Below are 22110 nucleotides of genomic sequence, written 5' to 3' on the forward strand. Positions count from 1 at the left end.
CGGCGAACCGCCCCAGCTTTCGCTACGACCCGTAGCGTAATACCCCCGGGAACCCCCGCGACACCACATTCCGGTGATCTCCCTCACGGCATCACATGAACCGCCGGTTATGGTCGTGGCATGCAGAGCCCTACCCCCGCCGGCCGTACCGGACGCCCGCGCAGCGCCGCCGCCGACGCGGCGATCCTGGCGGCGACGCGCGAGGCGCTGGTCGAACTGGGCTGGTCCAAGCTCACCTTGGGAGACGTGGCGACAAGGGCCGGGGTTGCAAAAACGACGCTCTACCGCCGCTGGGCCGGCAAGAACGAACTCGTCGTCGACGCGGTGGCGGAACTCTTCGACGAACTCGAACTCCCCGACCGCGGCAGCCTGGCCAACGACATCGAGGGCGTGGTGCTCCAGTTCGCGGCGATCCTGGACCGCCCGGAGGCCAAGAGCGGGCTGATGGCGGCGGTGGCCGAGTCGACCCGGGACGAAGCGCTGCGGGAACGTATCCGTGCCTCCATCGTGGACCGCCAGAAGCGGCTGGTCGTGGCGGGCCGGTCCCGGGCCCAGTGCCGCGGCGAACTCCCCGCGGAGCCGGATCCGGAGGAGGCCGCCCGCACGGTGGACCTGATCTTCGACATGGTGGCGGGCGCGGTGGTCCACCGCACCCTGATGAGCGGCAAACCGGCGAACGAGGAGTGGGTACGCGATTTCACCCGCGTACTACTACAGGGCCTCGGCTCAGAGCCCCCCGAACCAACCACCCCATAACCAACCGCCCAAGCGACCGACGGCCACTCCTCCACCGGCCGAACCGACCGCGACAGCCACTCTCCCCACCCACCGAACCAGGCGCGACCGCCACTCCCCAACCGGCCGAGCCAGACACGACGACCGCTACCCAACCGGCCGAACCGACCGAGACCGCCACTCCCCCACCCACCGAGCCGGCCACGACGGCCACTTCTCGTTTCGACCGAGTCGGCCGCGGCGGCCACTTCTCGATCGACCGAGTCGGGTGGTGGGTGGGCAAAGGGACGGGGGTCCAGGGGGCGGAGCCCCCTGGGACGTCGGTCAGAAGCCCGCCGGCTCCGTGTACACCCCCCACTCGTCCCGCAGCACCCCGCAGATCTCGCCCAGGGTCGCCTCGGCCCGTACCGCGTCCAGCATCGGCCCGATCATGTTGGCGCCGGACCGGGCGGCGGCCAGCATGGCCTCCAGGGCGGCGCGCACCGCGGCGTCGTCCCGTTCGGCCTTCCGCTCGCCGAGCGTCCGCACCTGCTCCCGCTCCACCTCGTGCGAGACCCGCAGGATCTCCAGGTCGCCGGTGACGGACCCGGTGTGGACGTTGACGCCCACCACCCGCTTGTCGCCCTTCTCCAGCGCCCGCTGGTACTGGAACGCGGACTCGGCGATCTCGCCGGTGAACCAGCCGTCCTCGATGCCCCGCAGGATCCCGGAGGTGACCGGCCCGATCGGGTGCCGCCCGTCCGGATGGGCGCGCAGCCCCCGCTCCTTGATCTGGTCGAAGATCTTCTCCGCGTCGGCCTCGATCCGGTCGGTGAGCTGCTCGACGTACCAGGAACCGCCCAGCGGATCCGCCACGTTGGCGACCCCGGTCTCCTCCATGAGCACCTGCTGGGTGCGCAGCGCGATCTCGGCGGCCTGCTCGCTCGGCAGGGCGAGGGTCTCGTCGAGGGCGTTGGTGTGCAGCGAGTTGGTCCCGCCGAGCACCGCCGCGAGCGCCTCCACGGCCGTACGCACCACGTTGTTGTACGGCTGCTGGGCGGTCAGCGAGACACCCGCGGTCTGGGTGTGGAAGCGCAGCCACTGGGACTTGTCGGACCGGGAGCCGTAGACGTCCCGCATCCACCGGGCCCAGATCCGGCGCGCGGCACGGAACTTGGCGATCTCCTCGAAGAAATCGACGTGCGCGTCGAAGAAGAAGGAGAGGCCGGGTGCGAAGACGTCGACGTCGAGGCCGCGGCTGAGGCCCAGTTCGACGTATCCGAAGCCGTCCGCGAGGGTGTACGCCAGCTCCTGCGCGGCCGTGGCCCCCGCCTCGCGGATGTGGTAGCCGGACACGGACAGCGGCTTGTACGCGGGGATGCCGGCCGCGCAGTACTCCATGAGGTCGCCGATGAGCCGCAGGTGCGGCTCGGGCTGGAAGAGCCACTCCTTCTGGGCGATGTACTCCTTGAAGATGTCGGTCTGGAGCGTGCCGTTGAGGACCGCCGGGTCGACGCCCTGCCGTTCGGCGGCGACCAGGTACATGCAGAAGACCGGGACGGCCGGACCGCTGATCGTCATCGACGTAGTGACGTCGCCCAGCGGGATGTCCTTGAAGAGGACCTCCATGTCGGCGGCGGAGTCGATGGCGACCCCGCAGTGCCCGACCTCGCCGAGCGAGCGCGGGTCGTCGGAGTCGCGCCCCATGAGCGTCGGCATGTCGAAGGCGACGGACAGACCGCCGCCGCCGTTGCCGAGGATCATCTTGTAGCGCTCGTTGGTCTGCTCGGCGTTGCCGAACCCGGCGAACTGGCGGATGGTCCAGGTCCGCCCGCGGTAGCCGGTCGGATACAGCCCGCGGGTGAAGGGGTACTCACCCGGCCAGCCGATCCGCTCGAATCCCTCGTACGTGTCACCCGGCCGGGGCCCGTACACCGGCTCCACGGGGTCGCCGGAGAGCGTGGTGAAGTCGGCGTCCCGCTTGCGGGCCGCGTCGTAGCGGGCCTGCCAGCGTCGGCGGCCCTCCTCGATGGCGTCAGCGTCCATACCCTCGAATTTACTAGGACGTCCAAGTAAATGTCGATGGAGAACCGCCGCACGGGTGTCCGTACGGCGGTGAAGCCCGGTGTTTGGGCCGGTCAGGCCTTGGCGGGCACCGGAGTGCCGTCCGTCACCTTGGCGTCGAGCTCACGGGTGACCTTGCGCTCCACGAAGAAGGCGGCCGTCGGGACCGTGCCCGCCAGCAGCACCCACAGCTGCTTACCGACCGGCCACTTCGCCTTGGAGCCCAGGTCGAAGGCGAAGACCAGGTAGACGACGTAGAGCCAGCCGTGCGCGATGGCGACGACCCGGGTGACGTCGGCCGCACCGGAGATGTCCAGCCCGTACTTGGCGATCATGCTCAGGCACAGCAGCACCAGCAGCACACCGGTGACATAGGCCAGGACGCGGTAGCGGGTCAGCACGCTCTTTTTCATGGGGACGAGCGTAACCACCCGTTCCGGGAGATCTTGTCCCGGGTCACCGCTTGCCGGCGACCTTTTCCACTCCTCTTCTACTCCTCGGCTGCTCCTCGGCTACTCCTCGTCGAAGTCGTGCGCCGAGACCCGCAGCGGCCGCAGCATCGCGAAGATCTCCGCGCACTCCTCGGCGTCGTACGCCCCGAGCCCGAAGTCCATCGCCATCAGGTCGCGGGTGGCCGCCTCGACGACCTCGCGGCCCTTCTCGGTGATGGTGGCGAGCGTGCCGCGCCCGTCGTTGGGGTTGGGCCGCTTGTCGACCAGACCGGACTTCACCAGCCGGTCCACGGTGTTCGTCACCGAGGTCGGGTGCACCATCAGCCGCTCACCGATCTTCGACATCGGCAGCTCGCCGGCCTTGGAGAAGGTGAGCAGCACCAGCGCCTCGTAGCGCGCGAACGTCAGCCCGTACGGCTTGACCACCGCGTCGACCTCGGACAGCAGGATCTGCTGGGCCCGCATGATCGAGGTGATCGCGGCCATCGACGGTACGTTTCCCCAGCGCTGCTTCCAGAGGTCGTCGGCACGTGCGATGGGGTCGAAGGGAAGACTGAGAGGCTTGGGCACGGCACCGACCCTACCGGCCGGTCATATAACGGTCAGCTGTGTCTCGGCTTTCGGTCGGGTCCGCTACACCGCCGGGCGCGCCGCGCGCCGGGCCGTGACCGCGAGCGCACAGCAGCACACCACCCCGACGGCCCCCGCCCCGGCGACGGCGGCCCGCACCCCCACCAGCTCCGCCGCCATCCCGGCCAGCGTCATGCCGACCCCCTGGATGGTCATCAGCCCCGCGCTGAGCACCGTCATCGCCCGTCCGCGCAGCTCCTCGGGCACGGCCCGCACGAACCACTGGTCCAGTCCCAGCGTGTACGCCGACCCCGCCCCCGCCACCAGCAGGAGCAGCAGCGAGACCGCGAGGGACGGGTGCAGGGCGTAGCCCAGGTACGGCACCAGGGTGAGGCAGACCAGCGGGAGGGCGATCCGCTCCCGGGCGGCCGGGCCGAGCCGGGCCCCCGCGAACAGTTCCCCGGCGACCGTGCCGACCGGCAGCGCGCACATCAGCAGGCCGAGCCCGGGGGAACCGGCGCCGAGCGCGTCGGCGTAGGGGGCCGCGAGGGCCTCGGGGACGACGGCGAACATCGCCGGGATCCAGAAGAGGAGGAGCAGACGGCGGACGCGGGGGTCGGAGAGGAGGTGGCGGGTGCTGGTGCGCTCCCGGTCCGGGCCGCCGCGCGCGGGGCGGTGCCGGGTGCCCAGACGCAGCAGCGCGGCCGAGGCGAGGAAGGTGACGACGGTGATCAGCAGGGCGTGGCGCGGGCTGAGGACGGCGAGGAGGAGTCCGCCGAGGCCGTAGCCGACGAGCAGCGCGCTCTGTGCGACGATCCGCAGCAGGGAGCGGCCAAGGACGAACAGGTCGCCGCCGCCGAGGATGTCGGAGAGGGTCGCCATCCGGGTGCCGGCGAACACCGGCGACACGACGGCGAGCGCACAGCGCAGCGCGAGCAGCACACCGATCCCGGTCCCCGGCACCGCCATCACGGCCACGCACCCCGCGCACACCAGGTCGCAGACCACCAGCACCCGCCGGGCCGGGTGGCGGTCGCCGACCCCGGCCAGCAGCGTCCCGCCGACCAGGTACGGCAGAAAGCCCAGCGCGAAGGTCAGCGCGCTGAGCAGCGGCGACCCGGTGAGGTCGTACACCAGCACGGACAGCGCGATCTCGCTGACGATCACACCGAGCATGGACAGGACGTGGGCGGCGAAGACGGCACGGAACTCGGGAATGGCGAGGACACGGCCGTAGCCGGCGGGCTGCTGCAGAGCGGGGGCAGACATGAACGGCAGCGTGCCCGCACCGCGCCGCACGGCTTAGAGTTTCGGCACCAGCCGAATCTTCCGTCCAGGATCCGTGATGCCCTCCCACCTCCACTTCGACGAGGACGACTTCCTCCGGTGCCGGTTCGCCGTGTCGCCGCTGTGGGAGACACAGGAGGCGGTGCGCACGCTGCGGCGGCCGGACCGGCACGGGTATCACGCGCCCTGGCTGCGGCGGATCCGGGCGGTGGCCGCCGGTCTCGACCTGACCCCGCTGTGGCTGCTGATGCCCCGGCGCGGCCACACCCCCGACTGGCTGATGCCGCCGCCGACCGGCCCGGCGGCCTCCGTCGAGGAGGAACTGGCGGCGCTGCGGGCGGTGGACCCGGGGACGGCCCGCGCCGACACCGCCCGCTCGCTCGCGGACACCCCGGGCGCGCGGGAGTCGGCGACGGCCCGCGCCTGGCTGGTCGATCCGCCGCGCATGGTGCGGGAGTTGACGGACGCGCTGGAGGAGGCCTGGGAGGTTCTGATGGCCCCGGACTGGCCCCGGCTGCGCGGCCTGCTGGAGGCGGACATCGCCTTCCACTCCCGGCGGCTCGCGGAGGTCGGCCTGGGCGGGCTGCTGCCCGAGCTGCACCCGCGGCTCGGCTGGCGGGCCGGGACGCTGACCGTGGAGTCGGCCGGTGTGTACGAGCGGCGGCTCGGCGGGCAGGGCCTGGTGCTGATGCCGAGCGTGTTCACCTGGCCGGACGTGATCAGCACCTTCGACCCGCCCGCGCGGCCGACGCTGGTCTACCCCGCCCGGGGCATCGGCGGCCTGTGGACCGACCCGGCCGAGGACACACCCGGCTCCCTGGTACGGCTGCTGGGCCGCGGCCGGGCCACCGTCCTCACGGCACTCTCCGAACCCGCCACCACCACCGCCCTGGCCCACCGGCTGGGGCTGGCCCCCTCCTCGGTGTCGGCGCATCTCACTGTGCTGCGCGACACCGGCCTGCTCACCTCGCGCCGCTACGGCCACCAGGTGCTCTACGAACGCACCCCGCTCGGCATCGCACTGGCATCGGGGACACCGGCCGGCTGACCCGCGCCACGACAAGACCATGCCCGAAGCCCCCGCCCCGGCCACCGCCACCGCCTGACAGCGACCGGTCGAACGACACCCACGGGAATGCGTGCCGGGCCCCGCGTCGCCGAGTCGATCCGCCGGCTTCCTACCCGCGGCCGGCGCGGCGCAGATGGTGTCGGACCGCGCGTTGGGCGACCGGGCCCAGTTCGTCCAACGCGGCCACCAGCGCGCCCAGTTGTTCCAGGGCGTCCAGGGCCGCCTGGGCGCCGGACGCGTCGACGCCCTCGTACAGCTCGATGCCGACGAACGACGCGGCCACCGCACGGGCGAGCCCGGCCGGGTCGGTGAACTCGCCGAACGGGGTGGCCGCGAGGACCCGGACGAGCACCGTCTCGACCTCGGCGATCCACAGGTCGAGCCCGGCCGCCGTGGCGGGACGGAGCACCTCGTGGGTCTGGGCGCCGGCGAGCAGCTGGCCGAGCAGGGCGACATGGCCGCCCGCGCGCGCCTCCTGGTGGACCTGCCGCCCCACGGTGAGGAGTTCGGAGAGCGAGCCGACCGCGGCGAGGCGGGGACGGAACCGGGCGACGGCCTGTTCGGCGCCGTACCGGCAGGCGGCGGCGAGGAGTTCGTCCATGGATCCGAAGTGGTAGAAGACGAGCGCCTGGTTGACTCCGGCGGCCGCCGCCACCGTACGGGCCGACGTCTTGGCGATCCCCTGCTCGGTGAGCGTCCGCAGCGCGCCCTCCAGCAGTTTGTGCTTGGTCTCCTGGGACTTGGCGGTCTCCGGACTCACGCGCGCGACTCCTCCCGGACGGGCCGCAGCCCGGCCCGCACTCCTCGACCGCGGATGTCGGTGTACGACGCCTCGAAGGAACCCTGGTAGCCGAAGAGCGGCCCGAAGTGCCGGTTCACGACCCGCACCTGGATGCGGAAGCGGCCGGTGCGGTCGTCGTATGACTCGCGAACCTCCGCGGTGGCGCCGATGAGTTCGGGGACCCGGACGTCCACCGGGCCCTCCCTGAACCGGTGTTCGCCGGAGCGGATCAGCAGGGAGCCGTCCGGCTCCGTGTGGAAGTGCAGTTCGCTGGCGAGGTGCTGATGGGTGCCGAGGTAGTCGAGGATGCGGTCGCCCTTGGGACTGAGCACCATCTGGGCGTCGAAGCGGCGGGCACGGCCGGGCAGGTCGAAGGTGCGCACGAAGGTCACCGTCTCACGGCCGAAGGTGTCCAGGTAGGGGACATTCTCGATCTTGAAGGGGATGTTCCTGCCCTCGCGCGGGACCAGGATGTTGCGGGTGGTGCCGAGCGACAGGAACGGCTTCACGAAGGCCCCGCCGTGCCAGATCCGGTCCATCACCCCCCGGCCGGTACAGGCCTCGCCGCTCGCCAGACCGACCGAGAAGCGCCGCTGCAGCTGCGGGTGCAGACGCTCGAAGTCGGCGCCCAGCACGGCCCGGAACATCGAGGTCACGCCTGCTCCTCCAGGGTGCGCAGGATCCGGGGCGCGGTCACCCGGACGGGCGGGGTGCGCAGACAGCGGCGGGCCGCGGGGGTGGTGGCGAGGGGCGACTTGAACAGGGCCAGGAAGAGGGTGACGACGAGGAGGAGCGGGAGCGGGAAGGCGACGGTCGGGGAGAGCGCGCCGAGCACCGGGCCCTGGCCCAGGCCGACTCCGCAGCCGACGATCACCAGCGCCCGTACCGCCAGCTCGGCCAGCCAGTTCCGGCGCGCCCGTTCCGGGGTGATCCCGTGCTCCAGCCAGAGCCGCAGCCGGTCGAAGGACCAGGCGGTCGCCCAGCCCATCAGAGGGCGGAAGAGCAGCCGGTCGGCGAGCGCCCCGAAGGCGCCCCAGCGGGGCCGGTAGTCGTAGCCGGTGAGGAAGCGGACGCCGTCGGCGACGGGGACGTAACGCCAGTAGCCGCTGCCCTCGGCGAGCAGCGAGAGCGGGTGCGGGGAGGCGAAGCGCAGGGCGGAGGTGCGGGTGCCGTCCGGGCGCTCCTTGTCCCCCGCCGAGACACCGGTGCCCGTGATGGTCAGGAACGGCAGCACACGCGTGGCGTAACGGAAGCGCTGTGGTTCGCCCTCCGCGCGCGGGAGGCACTCGATCTCGGTGAACCTCAGGTCCCAGCGCTGGTGCCGGGCCGGGTCCTGGCTGCGGTTCCACAGTTCGTCGAGGTCGGCGCGGATGTGCGCCTCTATGTAGAGCCCCATTGGTGTCGTAACCCCCGTCACCTGGTCTTCTGAGTGTCCGTCAAGCGCTTTTTGAGCGAGTGCTCAAACCCTCTGGTGATGACGGTAGCTCTTTTTGAGCGATCGCTCAATCGGGCGGCAGAAGAAAACCCCGGCCCTGAAGGGCCGGGGTTCCGGGGGGAGTTGGCTAGCCGGCGAGGTACCGCTCGACCGTCTCCACCTTGCTGGTGAGCCCGTCGGTGACACTGGGCCGGATGTCCGCCTTGAGGACCAGGGAGACCCGCGGGGCACGATCCTCGACGGCGGCGACGGCACGCTTGACGACGTCCATGACCTCGTCCCACTCGCCCTCGATCGAGGTGAACATCGCGTCGGTGCGGTTGGGCAGCCCGGACTCGCGGACCACCCGGACGGCGTCGGCGACGTACTCCCCCACGTCCTCGCCCACGCCCAGCGGCGTCACGGAGAAGGCGACGATCATGCGTTCACGACCCCTTCATTGCGGGCGCGGGCCGCGATGAGCGCGTCCTCGGCCTCCCGGCGCAGCTTGCGCTCGGCGAAGAAGCCGCCGGTCGGCAGGACGGAGAGGACGAAGTAGAGGAGGCCGGTCTTCAGAGGCCACTTGGTGCGGTTCCAGGCGTCGACCCAGAAGATCACGTAGAGGATGAACAGGACACCGTGGATCGCGCCCATCACGGGCACCGCGTTGAAGTCCGTGGTCCGCTTGAGCACCGAGCAGACGAGGAGGATCAGGAAGGACACGGCCTCCGGGGCGGAGACCAGGCGGAGGCGGCGGATGGCGGTGGCGGTCTTGATGTCCACGGGTCACCTTCGGTGGGAGAGACGTCCACTCTTTGTGAACGCGAGCACAAACGTTCCACCATTGTGGCAAAGGAGCCTCGCGGGTCCGGCGCGGGGGTGGCAGGCTGGGGCCCCGAGACGGAGGGGACGCCCAGGGATGCAGTTCGTCTTCTTCATGACCCTGCCGGGACTGGTGGTGCTGCTCACCGTCCTGGCCTTCGTGGACCAGCTGCTGATGCGGGCCGGGCGGGCCGGGGCGCTGCCCTGGCGCAATGCCGGGCGCCGGGGCCAGATCTCCGCGACCGGCTTCGAGCAGCTGCACGCGGCGCTCTCCGCGGGCAAGCAGAACGAGCTCAAGCAACGGCAGAGCGCGCTGGTGCTGCGCGACGACGAGGAGGACGGGGCGCCGCCGAGGTCGACCGTCGACCTCACGGCCGGGACGGCCGTCATACGGATCCCGGGCGACCGGAAGACGCACCGCAGGACGCACCCCTAAGGGGTGGATCCGGGTCCGGGTCCACCCACGGGACCTGTCGCCGCCATCGGCCTGCGGCTACCTTCGCTGCGTGGCGATGTTCCGACTTCAAGGAAGCAAGGTGCTCGCCGTCGAGATGACCGGGGACGCCGTGAAGGCGAAGAACGGCTCGATGGTCGCGTACGACGGGCAGATGGCGTTCAAGAAGCTGACCGGCGGGGGCGAGGGGCTGCGGGGAATGGTGACCCGGCGGCTCACCGGTGAGCAGATGACCGTGATGGAGGTGAAGGGGCACGGGACCTGCTGGTTCGCGGACCGGGCGTCCGAGATCAACCTGGTCGGCCTGCAGGGCGACAAGCTGTACGTCGAGTCGAGCAACCTGCTCGCGACCGACGCGGGGCTGCGCACCGGCACGACCTTCACCGGCCTGCGCGGCGCCTCCCAGGGCAACGGCCTGTTCACCACCACGGTCGAGGGCCACGGCCAGGCGGCGATCATGTCCGACGGCCCCGCGGTGGTGCTCCGGGTCAGCCCGCAGTACCCGCTCACCGTCGACCCGGGCGCCTACATCGCCCACCAGGGCAACCTCCGCCAGTCCTTCCAGTCAGGTGTGACATTCCGCACCTTCCTGGGCGAGGGCGGCGGCGAGGCCTTCCAGATCCGGTTCGAGGGGGACGGGCTGGTGTACGTACAGCCGAGCGAGCGGAACACGATCGCGGGGGATGTGTGAGATGGCCCTGCGCGAGGTGAACTCCAAGATGGTCGAGGCGACCGTCGTCCCGGGGCAGCGGCTGTACAGCCAGCGCGGGGCGATGCTCGCATACAAGGGCGAGGTGTCCTTCACGCCCAACATCCAGGGCGGCCAGGGCGGGGTGATGTCGATGCTCGGCCGCCGGGTCGCCGGCGAGGCGACCCCCCTGATGACGGTCGAGGGCAGCGGCACGGTCTTCTTCGGGCACGGCGGCCACCACGTCCACGTGATCAACCTCTCCGGCGACACCCTCTACGTCGAGGCGGACCGGCTGCTCGCCTTCGAGGGCACCCTCCAGCAGGGCACGATGTTCATGGGCTCCCAGGGCGGGGTGATGGGCATGGTGCGCGGCCAGGTCACCGGCCAGGGCCTGTTCACGACCACCCTCAAGGGCCGGGGCGCGGTCGCCGTGATGGCGCACGGCGGGGTCTTCGAGATCCCGATCACCCCGCAGCGCCCGGTCCATGTCGACCCGCAGGCCTACGTCGCCCACCACGGCGACGTCCGCAACAAGCTGTCGGCCGCGCTCGGCTGGCGGGACATGGTGGGCCGCGGCTCCGGCGAGGCGTTCCAGCTGGAGCTCAGCGGCAACGGCACGGTGTACGTCCAGGCCTCGGAGGAGAAGCTTTGAACGGATACGGCGCCGCCGGCCCGGTCGTGTACGACCCCATGACCCTCCCGGCCGACGACAACGTCAACAAGTACACCTTCTGCGTGGAGCTCAAGAGCGGCCAGTGGTTCCTGCAGAAGGGGAAGATGATCGCCTACTACGGCTCGATCGACTTCAACGGCGTCGGGCACGGCCGCCTCGACCGTCTGGTCCGCACTTCCTTCCATTCGCCTCTGCACGCGAGCGACTGGGTGGTGGCGGAGGGCTCGGGCAAGATGCTCCTCGCCGACCGGGCCTTCGACGTGAATTCGTACGACCTGGAGGACGGCAACCTGACCATTCGCTCCGGCAACCTGCTCGCTTTTCAGCCAAGTCTCGCTCTGAAGCAATCAATCGTTCCGGGTTTTCTGACCCTTATCGGAACCGGAAAGTTTGTGGCGGCGTCTAACGGTGCGGTGGTGTTCATGGAACCCCCGATCCGGGTGGACCCGCAGGCGCTGGTGGGATGGGCCGACTGCCCCTCCCCGTGCCACCACTACGACCACGGTTACCTGACCGGCGTATGGGGCGGTCTACGTGCGATGACGGGCCTCGGCGGGGCCTCCGGGGAGGAGCACCAGTTCGAGTTCGTGGGGGCGGGCACGGTCCTGCTCCAGTCCACCGAGACCCTGATGGCCGAGCAGGCCACGGGAGCGGTTCCGCACGAGCCCGGAGTGCCCGGCGGAGGGGGGCCTTTCACAGGCCATCCACAGCAATCGGGCGCACCGCGCCTTCCCGGACAGCTGGGGGACCTCCAGCGTCGCTTCGGGCTGTGAGCGGTAGTCTGCGGAGTGTGACATCGAACGCGTGCGCACAGTCACACCACCCTCACTAGTTCGCCTTTCAACATTTTAGGTAGACTTCATACATGGAGACCGAGACGGCCACGCGCTGGCTGACCGATGCGGAGCAGTGCGCCTGGCGCACCCACCTGGAGGTCAACAGGCTGTTGACGTACCAGCTCGAAAAGGATCTGCAGCCGTTCGGCCTGACAATGAACGACTACGAGATCCTGGTGAACCTGTCCGAGTCGGAGGACTATCGGATGCGGATGAGCGACCTCGCGTCCGCGACCCTCCAGTCCAAGAGCCGGCTCTCGCACCAGATCACCCGTATGGAGAACGCGAACCTGGTCCGCCGCGAGAACTGCGAGTCCGACCGCCGGGGGCTGTTCGCCGTCCTCACCGAGCACGGCATGGAGACGATGAAGAAGGTGGCGCCACATCATGTCGCCTCCGTGCGACGGCATTTCATCGATCTGCTGTCGCCGGAGGCACTCATAGAGCTGGACAAGGGCCTGAAGCCGATCGCCGAGCACCTGCGGGGGCAGCGCGGGCGCCCGTGACGACAGACGGCATCTGAAGGCGGCGGACAAGGGTTCAGGTCTTGTCCGCCGCTTGCCGTGGTGCCCCTCAGAGGCGCGGGGCCGTATCCGATGTGCGGCTACCGCCGCGTGGGCGCGACCAGCCCCCACCCAGCCGCAGCCGGGAGACGGTCCGCACCCCTACGGCGGCCACGACCGCGACGCCACCCGACAGCGCGAAGCACACCCACAGCGGTACCGACCCCACCAGCACCCCCGCCACCACCGACCCACCCGAAGTCCCGGCGTTCACCGCCGCGTTCACCCACGCCCCGGCCCGTGTCCGCTCCTCCTCCGCCGCCGTCTCGTCGGCCAGCAGATACGCCGTGGTCAGGGTCGGTGCCACGAACGCCCCCGCCAGCGCCATGGCACCGGCGAGCGTCCACAGCCCGGGTGCGAACCCGGCGGCCACCAGGACCGCCCCCAGCCCCACCGACAGCCACGCCAGCCGCTCCCCCGCCGGACGGCGCCACTCCACCGCCCCGTTCAGCAGCCCTCCCACCGCGCTGCCCGCGGAGAGCGCGGCCAGCACCCAGGGGACGACCCCGTCGCCGTACGACCGCTGCTCCGCGAACGCCATCACCAGCAGGTCCGCCGCGCTCAGCGCCAGGCCGAGACCGGCGGCCGCGACCACCGGGGCCGCCGGGAAGCGACCGGACGCGCGGCCCTTCTCCCGCTTCGGCGGCACCACCCCCCGCACCGCCGGCGACATCACGAACACACACGTGCCGGCCAGCATCAGCACCGCGCTCAGCAGCAGCCCCGCCGGGGGCGGGCCGAACCGCAGCAGCAGGCCCACCAGGGCCGGGCCCGACACGAACAGCAGTTCCTCGGCGACGCCGTCCAGGCTGTACGCCCGTCGCAGCAGCGCGGGGTCGTCGACCAGCCGGCCCCACACGGCCCGCATCGTGGGGCCGAGCGGCGGCGCGACGCAGCCGGTGAGCGCGGCGGCCGCGGCGAGGACCGCCGGTGGTGCGCCGGGTCGCCAGGTCAGGGCGGCCAGGAGGCAGAGCAGCACGCTGTAGACCGCCGCCAGCGGCGGCAGTGCGCGCCGTGGGCCGTAGCGGTCCACCAGGGTCGCCCGGACGGGCAGCAGGACGACCATCGTGCCGCCGAAGAGGGCCATCACCAGACCGGAGACGGCGTAGGAGCCGGTCGCCCTGGTGACGGACAGCAGCACGGCCAGCGAGACCGTGCCGTAGGAGAGCCGGGCCGCGAGGGCGGCCAGGAAGGTGCGGCGCGCGTGCGGGACGCGCAGGACGGCGGCGTAGGAGGGCCGCTGGGCAGGCGAAGGGCGCGATGAGGTCAGCGCGGACATGAGGGTTCCTCGGGCAGAGGCGGAAGAGGGGACACCTGAGCGCGCCACGGCACGGGGTCTTCACGTGCCGGTGGCGGCGCCGGGTGCGCTCTTACGCCAAGGAGAGGAACATGCCGGTCAAGTTAGCAGCGGCAAGGGAGGGTTGGCCATCGTCAGGGCCTGCGACGGGGCCGCCGTCAGGCCTCCGTCAGGCTCGCCACCAGTTCGTCCGCCGCGCGGTAGGGGTCGAGCTCGCCGGCCACGATGCGTTCCGCGAGGGCGCCCAGGTGGCGGTCCCCGTGCAGGTCGCCGATGCGTTCGCGCAGGGCCGTGACCGCGATCGTCTCGACCTCGCGGGAGGCGCGGGACAGGCGGCGTTCCGCCAGGACGCCGTGCTCCTCCATCCACGCGCGGTGTTTCTCCAGGGCCTCCACGAGCTCGTCGATGCCCTCGGCGCGGGCCGCGACCGTCTTGACGATCGGGGGACGCCAGTCGCCGGGGCCCCGGGACTCGCCCAGGCCCAGCATGTGGTTCAGTTCGCGGGCCGTGGCGTCCGCGCCGTCCCGGTCCGCCTTGTTGACGACGTAGACGTCGCCGATCTCCAGGATTCCGGCCTTGGCCGCCTGGATGCCGTCGCCCATTCCGGGGGCGAGCAGGACGACCGAGGTGTCCGCCTGGGAGGCGATCTCGACCTCCGACTGGCCCACGCCGACCGTTTCCACGAGGATCACGTCGCAGCCCGCCGCGTCCAGGACGCGGATGGCCTGGGGGGCCGACCAGGCGAGGCCGCCCAGGTGGCCCCGGGTCGCCATCGAGCGGATGTAGACGCCGGGGTCCGAGGCGTGGTCGGACATACGGACCCGGTCGCCGAGGAGGGCGCCTCCGGAGAAGGGCGAGGACGGGTCGACGGCCAGGACGCCGACCCGTTTGCCTTGTTTGCGATACGCCGTCACGAGGGCGGAGGTGGAGGTCGACTTGCCGACACCCGGCGAGCCTGTCAGGCCCACCACATACGCGTTGCCGGTCAGCGGCGCCAGTGCCGCCATGACCTCCCTGAGCTGCGGGGACGCCCCCTCCACCAGTGAGATCAGCCGGGCCACCGCGCGCGGTCGGCCCTCCCTGGCCTGGGCCACCAGCGTGGCGACGTCCTGCATCACAGCTCCGTTCGCTCAGGAAAACGTGTTCAGGCCTTCGGTACCCGCACGATCAGCGCGTCACCCTGGCCGCCGCCACCGCACAGCGCGGCCGCGCCGACCCCGCCGCCCCGGCGCTTGAGCTCCAGGGCCAGGTGCAGGACGACACGCGCGCCGGACATGCCGATGGGGTGGCCGAGGGCGATGGCGCCGCCGTTGACGTTCACCCTTTCCGTGGACACGCCGAGGTCCTTCATTGACTGCACGGCGACCGCGGCGAAGGCCTCGTTGATCTCGATGAGGTCGAGGTCGGAGACCTCCAGGCCGTCCTTCTTCAGGGCGTGCTGGATGGCGTTGGACGGCTGGGACTGGAGCGAGTTGTCCGGGCCGGCCACGTTGCCGTGCGCGCCGATCTCGGCGAGCCACTGAAGGCCCAGCTCCTCGGCCTTGGCCTTGCTCATCACGACCACGGCCGCCGCACCGTCCGAGATCTGCGAGGAGGTGCCGGCGGTGATCGTGCCGTCGCGGGTGAACGCGGGCCGCAGCTTGCCGAGCGACTCCACCGTGGTGTCGCCGCGGATGCCCTCGTCCTTGCTGAAGACGACCGGCTCGCCCTTGCGCTGCGGGATCTCGACCGGGGTGATCTCGGCCTCGAAGATCCCGTTCTTCTGCGCGGCCGCGGCCCGCTGGTGGGACAGGGCGGCGATCTCGTCCTGCTCGGGGCGCTTGATACCGAGGCGGGTGTTGTGCTTCTCCGTGGACTCGCCCATGGCGATGCCCTCGAAGGAGTCGGTGAGGCCGTCGTACGCCATCGCGTCGAGCATCTCGATGGCGCCGTACTTGAAGCCCTCGCGGGACTTCGGGAGCAGGTGCGGGGCGTTGGTCATGGACTCCTGGCCGCCCGCGACCACGATGTCGAACTCGCCCGCGCGGATCAGCTGGTCGGCGAGCGCGATGGCGTCGAGGCCGGACAGGCACACCTTGTTGATCGTGAGCGCCGGGACGTTCATCGGGATGCCGGCCTTGACGGCGGCCTGGCGGGCCGGGATCTGGCCGGCGCCGGCCTGGAGCACCTGGCCCATGATCACGTACTGCACCTGGTCGCCCCCGATCCCCGCACGGTCGAGGGCGGCCTTGATCGCGAAGCCGCCGAGGTCGGCTCCGGAGAAGGACTTCAGCGAGCCCAGCAGCCGTCCCATGGGCGTCCGCGCGCCCGCGACGATCACTGAGGTTGTTCCAGCGGTTCCAGAAGTCATGAGCTGCGAATCCCCTTACCGGCTGCACTGCCGAGGAGTGAACGAGGGTTTACTTCGAATGTATTGCGTGGCACTCCGTGCCGTCATCGGGCCGTCAGTGTGATCGCTGGCACGTTGCGTAACCATCTCGGTGGCGCTGCACTGAATCCATGCTGACGCGAATCGACCACATCGGGATCGCCTGTCACGACCTCGACGCGACCGTCGAGTTCTACCGGGCCACGTACGGCTTCGAGGTGTTCCACACCGAGGTCAACGAGGAACAGGGCGTGCGCGAGGCCATGCTCAAGATCAACGAGACATCCGACGGAGGCGCCTCCTACCTGCAGCTTCTGGAGCCGACCCGGGAGGACTCGGCGGTCGGGAAGTGGCTCGCGAAGAACGGGGAAGGTGTGCATCACATCGCCTTCGGTACGGCGGATGTGGACGGCGACGCGGCGGACATCCGCTCCAAGGGCGTACGCGTTCTGTACGACGAGCCACGGATCGGCTCCATGGGGTCGCGGATCACCTTCCTGCACCCGAAGGATTGCCACGGTGTACTGACAGAACTGGTCACTTCGGCGGCTGTTGAGTCACCTGAGCACTGACCCTCGTACATATGGGCCGGTAGGGTTGGGGGCGGTCGTCCCTTCGCGTGTTCGCAGGACCGGGGCGGCCGCATGCCGGGGTCCGGGTTTCGGGGGACGAGCGTCGGGGCAGCAGCCCATGCTCCGCCGTTGATCTGACACCATTCCCCGGGGGCCCCGTTCGGCGGATGGACGGTGCTCGTACGGAGAAGGTTGCGACCAGGGGACGGATGGGACCGCGCAGTGCGGGGCTACGAGAGCCAGGAGCGAGAGCCGGCGGCTGACGTCGACCACCTCACTCGGTTCGAAGCCGAGATGAAACGGCTGAAGACCGAGCGGGAAAAGGCGATCCAGCATGCCGAGGACCTCGGCTACCAGGTCGAGGTGCTGCGCGCCAAGCTGCATGAGGCGCGGCGCACCATCATGTCCCGGCCCGCGTTCGACGGCGGTGACATCGGCTACCAGGCCGAGCAGTTGCTCCGTAACGCCCAGATGCAGGCCGACCAGATCCGCCAGGAGGCGGAGCGGGTGGCCGCGGAGGCCCGGGCGCAGACCCAGCGGATCCTTCAGGAGCACGCCGAGCAGGCGGCGCGGCTCCAGTCCGAGCTGCACCAGGAGGCGGTGACCCGCCGCCAGCAGCTGGACCAGGAGCTGGCCGAGCGCCGGCAGACCGTCGAGTCGCACGTCAACGAGAACGTGGCCTGGGCCGAGCAGCTGCGGGCCCGCACGGAGTCGCAGGCACGGCGGCTGCTCGACGAGTCGCGGGCCGAGGCCGAGCAGGCCATGACGGCCGCCCGTGCCGAGGCCGAGCGGCTGACCGGCGAGGCCCGGCAGCGGCTGACCAACGACGCCGAGGCGGCCCGTGCGGAGGCCGAGCAGATCCTGCTGCGTGCCCGCCGGGATGCCGAGCGGCTGCTGAACGCCGCCTCCACCCAGGCCCAGGAGGCCACCGACCACGCGGAGCAGCTCCGCAATTCCACCGCGACGGAGTCGGACTCGGCCCGCCGGCAGGCCGGAGAGCTGAGCCGGGCCGCCGAGCAGCGGATGGCGGAGGCCGAGGAGGCGCTGCGCAAGGCGCAGTCCGAGGCCGAGAAGCTGGTCACCGAGGCCGAGGCGAACGCCTCCAAGGCGCTGTCCAGTGCCGAGGCCACCAACGAGCAGCGCACCCGTACCGCCAAGGAGCAGGTCGCCCGGCTGGTCAGCGAGGCCACCAAGGAGGCCGAGGCCACCAAGGCGGACGCCGAGCAGGTCGTCGCGGATGCCAAGGCCGAGGCCGAGAAGATCATCGCGGAGGCCTCCGAGAAGGCCCGCACCCTCACCGCCGAGGAGAGCGCCTCCCAGCTGTCCAAGGCCGCGAAGACCGCCGAGGACGTCCTGAACAAGGCGTCCGACGAGGCCAAGCAGACCACGCGGGCCGCCGCCGAGGAGGCCGAGCGGATCCGCACCGAGGCGGAGACCGAGGCCGACCGGCTGCGCGCCGAGGCGCACGACATCGCCGAGCAGCTCAAGGGCACGGCGAAGGACGACACCAAGGAGTACCGCGCCAAGACGGTCGAGCTGCAGGAGGAGGCCCGCCGGCTGCGCGGCGAGGCCGAGCAGCTGCGGTCCGACGCGGTCGCCGAGGGCGAGTCGATCCGTGCCGAGGCCCGGCGCGAGGCCGTGCAGCAGATCGAGGAGGCGGCCAGGTCCGCCGAGGAGCTGCTCGCCAAGGCCAAGGCCGACGCCGACGAGCTGCGGCAGACCGCCACCACGGACAGCGAGAAGGTCCGCACCGAGGCCATCGAGCGCGCGACCGCGCTGCGCCGGCAGGCCGAGGAGACCCTGGAGCGCACCCGCCAGGAGGCCGACCGGCTCCGCGCGGAGTCGGAGGAGCAGTCCGAGGGTCTCAAGGCGGACGCCGAGCGGGCCGCGGCCGAGCTGCGCGAGGAGACCGAGCGGGGCGTCGAGGCCCGGCGCGCGGAGGCCGCCGCGGAGCTGACCCGGCTGCACGCCGAGGCCGAGGACCGGCTGACGGGTGCCGAGCAGGCGCTGACCGAGGCCCGCGAGGAGGCCGGCCGGATCCGCCGGGAGGCCGGCGAGGAGACCGACCGGCTGCGCGCCGAGGCCGCCGAGCGCATCCGTACGCTCCAGCAGCAGGCCGAGACCGAGGCCGAGCGGCTGCGCGACGAGGCCGCCGGTGACGCGTCCGCGTCCCGTGCGGAGGGCGAGGCCATCGCCGTACGGCTGCGGTCCGAGGCCGCGGCCGAGGCGGAGCGGCTCAAGCAGGAGGCCCAGGACACCGCCGACCGGGTGCGTGCCGAGGCGCAGGCGGCCGCCGAGCGGCTGTCCACGGAGGCGTCCGAGACGCTGGCTGCCGCCCAGGAGGAGGCCGCCCGCCGGCGCCGCGAGGCCGAGGAACTCCTCGGTTCCGCCCGTCAGGAGGCCGACCAGGAGCGCGAGCGGGCCCGCGAGCAGAGCGAGGAGCTCCTCGCGTCCGCACGCAACCGTGTCGAGGAGGCGCAGGCCGAGGCGCTGCGGCTGGTCGAGGAGGCGGACCGGCGGGCCACCGAGATGGTGTCGGCCGCCGAGCAGCATGCCCAGCAGGTACGGGACTCGGTCTCCGGGCTGCACGAGCAGGCACAGGACGAGATCACGGGGCTGCGTTCGGCCGCCGAGCACGCGGCGGACCGGACCCGCCGGGAGGCGGAGGAGGAGTCGGACCGGGTCCGCGCCGACGCCTACGCGGAGCGGGAGCGGGCCAGCGAGGACGCCACCCGCATCCGGCGCGAGGCGAACGAGGCGTCCGAGGCCGCGAAGGCGCTGGCCGAGCGGACGGTCGCCGACGCCATGGCGGAGTCGGAGCGGCTGCGTTCGGAGGCGTCCGCGCACGCCCAGCGGGTGCGGACGGAGGCCTCCGACACCATCGCCCAGGCCGAGCAGGACGCCTCGCGTGCGCGCGGCGAGGCCCGGGAGGACGCCAACCGGATCCGTTCGGACGCGGCGACCCAGGCCGACACCCTCATCACGGAAGCCCGCAACGAGGCCGAGCTCCTCCAGAACGAGACCATCGCCGAGGCCGACCGGGTTCGCGCCGACGCCATCGCCAAGGCGGAGAAGCTGATCGCGGACGCCACCGGGGACGCGGAGCGGCTGCGTGCCGAGGCCGCGGAGACGGTCGGTTCCGCCCAGCTGCACGCCGACCGGACCCGTGCCGACGCCGAGCGGCTCAAGGGGGACGCGGAGGCGACGGTGGAGCGCTTGCTGAACTCCGCGCGCCAGGAGGCCGAGCGGACCCTCGACGAGGCCCGCAAGGACGCCAACAAGCGGCGCCAGGACGTGGCCGAGCAGGTCGACACGCTGATCACGGAGACCACCGCCGAGGCCGACAAGCTGCTCACCGAGGCCCAGCAGCAGGCCCACAAGACCACCGCCGACGCCGAGTCGCAGGCCGACACCATGGTGGGCGCGGCCCGCAACGAGGCCGAGCGGCTGGTGTCCGAGGCCACGGTCGAGGGCAACTCGCTGGTGGAGAAGTCCCGTACCGACGCGGACGAGCTGCTCGTCGGCGCCCGCCGGGACGCCACGGCCATAAGGGAGCGCGCGGAGGAGCTGCGCGACCGCATCACCAGCGAGATCGAGGAGCTCCACGAGCGGGCCCGCCGCGAGGCCGCCGAGACCATGAAGTCCACCGGCGACCGCTGCGACGCGCTGATCAAGGCGGCCGAGGAGCAGCTCGCCAAGGCCCAGGCCAAGGCCAAGGACCTGGTCTCGGAGGCCAGCTCCGAGGCGGGCAAGGTCCGGATCGCCGCCGTGAAGAAGGCGGAGGGGCTGCTCAAGGAGGCCGAGCAGAAGAAGGCCACGCTTGTGCGGGAGGCCGAGGAGCTCAAGGCCGAGGCCATCCGCGAGGCCCGGCGCACGGTCGAGGAGGGCAAGCGCGAGCTGGAGATCCTGGAGCGCCGGCGGGAGAACATCAACGGCGAGATCTCCCGTGTCCAGGACGTCCTGGAGGCGTTGGAGTCCTTCGAGGCCCCGTCGTCCGGCAAGGACGGCGGAGTCAAGGCGGGCAGCACGGTGGGGGCCCCTCGATCGGGTGGCAAACCCTCAGAAGGCTAGAGACCGGAGAGGGTTCTGTAGTCTTCTGGGGTATTTGACCGAATCTGGGGCAGAGGCTTTGGCAAGCGTTCTCACAGCGAGCCACCCAAAAGGGGTGTCATTCTCCAGATCAAACACGCATCCGCTCGATGACACACCGCTTTCGCCCCTAGGATTCCACCTATCACCTCACCGGTCTCACTCGACAGGAAACCCATGAGCGACACTTCCCCCTACGGCTTCGAGCTTGTGCGGCGTGGGTACGACCGCGCGCAGGTGGACGAACGCATCTCCAAGCTCGTCTCCGACCGTGACAGTGCTCTCGCCCGCATCACCGCTCTGGAAAAGCGCATCGAGGAGCTCCACCTCGAGACGCAGAACGCCCAGGCCGCCGTCACCGACGCGGAGCCGTCGTACGCCGGTCTCGGCGCGCGTGTCGAGAAGATCCTCCGCCTCGCCGAGGAGGAGGCGAAGGACCTGCGCGAGGAGGCCCGTCGCGCGGCCGAGCAGCACCGCGAGCTCGCCGAGTCGGCGGCCCAGCAGGTGCGCAACGACGCAGAATCGTTCGCTGCGGAGCGCAAGGCCAAGGCCGAGGACGAGGGCGTCCGGATCGTCGAGAAGGCCAAGAGCGACGCGTCGCAGCTGCGCTCCGAGGCCCAGAAGGACGCGCAGTCGAAGCGCGAGGAGGCCGACGCTCTCTTCGAGGAGACCCGTGCGAAGGCCGCGCAGGCCGCCGCCGACTTCGAGACGAACCTCGCGAAGCGCCGCGAGCAGTCCGAGCGTGACCTGGCCTCCCGCCAGCAGAAGGCCGAGAAGCGCCTCGCGGAGATCGAGCACCGCGCGGAGCAGCTTCGCCTGGAGGCGGAGAAGCTGCGCACCGACGCGGAGCGCCGCGCCCGCCAGACCGTCGAGACGGCTCAGCGCCAGGCCGAGGACATCGTCGCCGACGCGAACGCCAAGGCCGACCGGATCCGCTCGGAATCCGAGCGGGAGCTGGCCGCGCTGACCAACCGCCGCGACAGCATCAACGCCCAGCTGACCAACGTCCGCGAGATGCTGGCCACGCTGACCGGTGCCGCGGTGGCTGCCGCCAGCTCGCCGGCGGAGGACGAGCCGATCTCCCGCGGGGTTCCGGCTCAGCAGTCCCGGTAAGCAGTAGCGACGACGAAGGCCCGCATTCCCTCCGGGAGTGCGGGCCTTCGTCGTGGGATACGGGTGCGACGGAGGGGATGCGGGCCTCCGTCATCGGGTGCGGGTTAGTTGGTTTTCGGCGTGGTGGGGCTTCGGTGTCGGGTGCGGGCCGGTGGGGGCTGTCGCGCAGTTCCCCGCGCCCCTGAAGGCAGGGCGCTGCAGCCCGCGCCCCATAGGGGCGCGGGGAACTGCGCGAGCAACCACGACGGAGCCGCACCCGGCTACGGTGCTCACCCCCCTCG

The 22110-nt window shown here is 71.3% G+C and carries 22 protein-coding genes; 10 read left to right on the top strand and 12 right to left on the bottom strand.

Translation table 11 applies throughout. From position 1 onward, the window contains the following. The first annotated feature begins 120 nt into the window (after positions 1-120). Positions 121-756, top strand: a complete 636-nt coding sequence (locus EDD90_RS18410; RefSeq protein ID WP_123974068.1) for a TetR/AcrR family transcriptional regulator — start codon at positions 121-123, stop codon at positions 754-756. A 303-nt stretch (positions 757-1059) separates the two neighbouring features. Here EDD90_RS18410 and EDD90_RS18415 read toward each other — a convergent pair whose 3' ends face one another. The 4 genes from EDD90_RS18415 to EDD90_RS18430 form a co-directional block, all read right to left on the bottom strand. Next, entirely contained in the window at positions 1060-2760 is a 1701-nt protein-coding gene (locus tag EDD90_RS18415) for a methylmalonyl-CoA mutase (protein WP_123974069.1), read from the bottom strand. A 92-nt stretch (positions 2761-2852) separates the two neighbouring features. Further along, positions 2853-3191, bottom strand: coding sequence for a DUF3817 domain-containing protein (locus EDD90_RS18420; RefSeq protein ID WP_123974070.1), 339 nt, complete (start codon positions 3189-3191; stop codon positions 2853-2855). A gap of 99 nt (positions 3192-3290) precedes the next feature. Then, positions 3291-3800 carry a MarR family winged helix-turn-helix transcriptional regulator gene (locus EDD90_RS18425; RefSeq protein WP_123974071.1) on the bottom strand — a complete coding sequence of 170 codons (510 nt, stop codon included), beginning with the start codon at positions 3798-3800 and terminating at the stop codon, positions 3291-3293. A gap of 63 nt (positions 3801-3863) precedes the next feature. After that, the gene (locus EDD90_RS18430) at positions 3864-5069 is read right to left on the bottom strand and encodes an MFS transporter (protein WP_123974072.1); all 1206 of its coding nucleotides are present in this window, start codon (positions 5067-5069) and stop codon (positions 3864-3866) included. 76 nt (positions 5070-5145) lie between these two features. Here EDD90_RS18430 and EDD90_RS18435 point away from each other — a divergent pair, with 76 nt between their 5' ends. After that, on the top strand, positions 5146-6135 hold the full coding sequence (locus EDD90_RS18435) for a DUF5937 family protein (RefSeq protein ID WP_123974073.1): 990 nt from the start codon (positions 5146-5148) through the stop codon (positions 6133-6135). Between the two features lie 130 nt (positions 6136-6265). Here the strand turns inward: EDD90_RS18435 and EDD90_RS18440 are convergent, their stop codons facing one another. The 5 genes from EDD90_RS18440 to EDD90_RS18460 form a co-directional block, all read right to left on the bottom strand. Beyond that, positions 6266-6916 carry a TetR/AcrR family transcriptional regulator gene (locus EDD90_RS18440; RefSeq protein ID WP_123974074.1) on the bottom strand — a complete coding sequence of 217 codons (651 nt, stop codon included), beginning with the start codon at positions 6914-6916 and terminating at the stop codon, positions 6266-6268. Continuing rightward, positions 6913-7593, bottom strand: coding sequence for a DUF4166 domain-containing protein (locus tag EDD90_RS18445; protein ID WP_123974075.1), 681 nt, complete (start codon positions 7591-7593; stop codon positions 6913-6915). The genes EDD90_RS18440 and EDD90_RS18445 overlap by 4 nt, the downstream gene beginning before the upstream one ends. Next, positions 7590-8333 (bottom strand): hypothetical protein, encoded by a 744-nt coding sequence (locus EDD90_RS18450; protein WP_123974076.1) that lies wholly within the window; start codon positions 8331-8333, stop codon positions 7590-7592. Before EDD90_RS18450 ends, EDD90_RS18445 begins: the two co-directional genes overlap by 4 nt. A gap of 166 nt (positions 8334-8499) precedes the next feature. After that, the gene (locus EDD90_RS18455; RefSeq protein WP_123974077.1) at positions 8500-8793 is read right to left on the bottom strand and encodes an MTH1187 family thiamine-binding protein; all 294 of its coding nucleotides are present in this window, start codon (positions 8791-8793) and stop codon (positions 8500-8502) included. Further along, positions 8790-9134 carry a DUF3817 domain-containing protein gene (locus EDD90_RS18460; protein WP_123974078.1) on the bottom strand — a complete coding sequence of 115 codons (345 nt, stop codon included), beginning with the start codon at positions 9132-9134 and terminating at the stop codon, positions 8790-8792. The genes EDD90_RS18455 and EDD90_RS18460 overlap by 4 nt, the downstream gene beginning before the upstream one ends. A gap of 136 nt (positions 9135-9270) precedes the next feature. On the opposite strand from EDD90_RS18460, the gene EDD90_RS18465 reads away from it, so the two are divergent. From EDD90_RS18465 to EDD90_RS18485, 5 genes are all read left to right on the top strand, one after another. Then, positions 9271-9609, top strand: coding sequence for a DUF6191 domain-containing protein (locus EDD90_RS18465; protein ID WP_123974079.1), 339 nt, complete (start codon positions 9271-9273; stop codon positions 9607-9609). A gap of 76 nt (positions 9610-9685) precedes the next feature. Next, entirely contained in the window at positions 9686-10318 is a 633-nt protein-coding gene (locus EDD90_RS18470; RefSeq protein WP_123981352.1) for an AIM24 family protein, read from the top strand. Between the two features lies 1 nt (position 10319). Next, positions 10320-10970: an AIM24 family protein gene (locus EDD90_RS18475; RefSeq protein WP_123981354.1), complete on the top strand. Its 651-nt coding sequence runs from the start codon at positions 10320-10322 to the stop codon at positions 10968-10970. Then, positions 10967-11764, top strand: coding sequence for an AIM24 family protein (locus tag EDD90_RS18480; RefSeq protein ID WP_123974080.1), 798 nt, complete (start codon positions 10967-10969; stop codon positions 11762-11764). Before EDD90_RS18475 ends, EDD90_RS18480 begins: the two co-directional genes overlap by 4 nt. Before the next feature lie 92 nt (positions 11765-11856). Continuing rightward, entirely contained in the window at positions 11857-12333 is a 477-nt protein-coding gene (locus tag EDD90_RS18485; RefSeq protein WP_089098733.1) for a MarR family winged helix-turn-helix transcriptional regulator, read from the top strand. Positions 12334-12400: 67 nt separating this feature from the next. On the opposite strand, the gene EDD90_RS18490 is transcribed toward EDD90_RS18485, so the two are convergent. The 3 genes from EDD90_RS18490 to EDD90_RS18500 form a co-directional block, all read right to left on the bottom strand. Continuing rightward, the gene (locus EDD90_RS18490; RefSeq protein WP_123974081.1) at positions 12401-13669 is read right to left on the bottom strand and encodes an MFS transporter; all 1269 of its coding nucleotides are present in this window, start codon (positions 13667-13669) and stop codon (positions 12401-12403) included. A 176-nt stretch (positions 13670-13845) separates the two neighbouring features. Next, entirely contained in the window at positions 13846-14802 is a 957-nt protein-coding gene (meaB, locus tag EDD90_RS18495) for a methylmalonyl Co-A mutase-associated GTPase MeaB (RefSeq protein ID WP_123974082.1), read from the bottom strand. Between the two features lie 29 nt (positions 14803-14831). Continuing rightward, on the bottom strand, positions 14832-16037 hold the full coding sequence (locus EDD90_RS18500) for an acetyl-CoA C-acetyltransferase (protein ID WP_123974083.1): 1206 nt from the start codon (positions 16035-16037) through the stop codon (positions 14832-14834). Between the two features lie 149 nt (positions 16038-16186). Between EDD90_RS18500 and mce the strand changes: the two genes are divergently transcribed. The 3 genes from mce (at position 16187) to EDD90_RS18515 (ending at position 21829) form a co-directional block, all read left to right on the top strand. Beyond that, positions 16187-16627 carry a methylmalonyl-CoA epimerase gene (gene mce / locus EDD90_RS18505; protein WP_123974084.1) on the top strand — a complete coding sequence of 147 codons (441 nt, stop codon included), beginning with the start codon at positions 16187-16189 and terminating at the stop codon, positions 16625-16627. A 222-nt stretch (positions 16628-16849) separates the two neighbouring features. Continuing rightward, the gene (gene scy, locus EDD90_RS18510; RefSeq protein ID WP_123974085.1) at positions 16850-20698 is read left to right on the top strand and encodes a polarized growth protein Scy; all 3849 of its coding nucleotides are present in this window, start codon (positions 16850-16852) and stop codon (positions 20696-20698) included. 195 nt (positions 20699-20893) lie between these two features. Next, complete coding sequence (locus EDD90_RS18515; protein WP_123974086.1) at positions 20894-21829, top strand: cellulose-binding protein; 936 nt, start codon at positions 20894-20896, stop codon at positions 21827-21829. The last annotated feature ends 281 nt before the right edge of the window (positions 21830-22110 follow it).

Source organism: Streptomyces sp. Ag109_O5-1, assembly GCF_003814875.1.
Taxonomy (GTDB): domain Bacteria; phylum Actinomycetota; class Actinomycetes; order Streptomycetales; family Streptomycetaceae; genus Streptomyces; species Streptomyces sasae.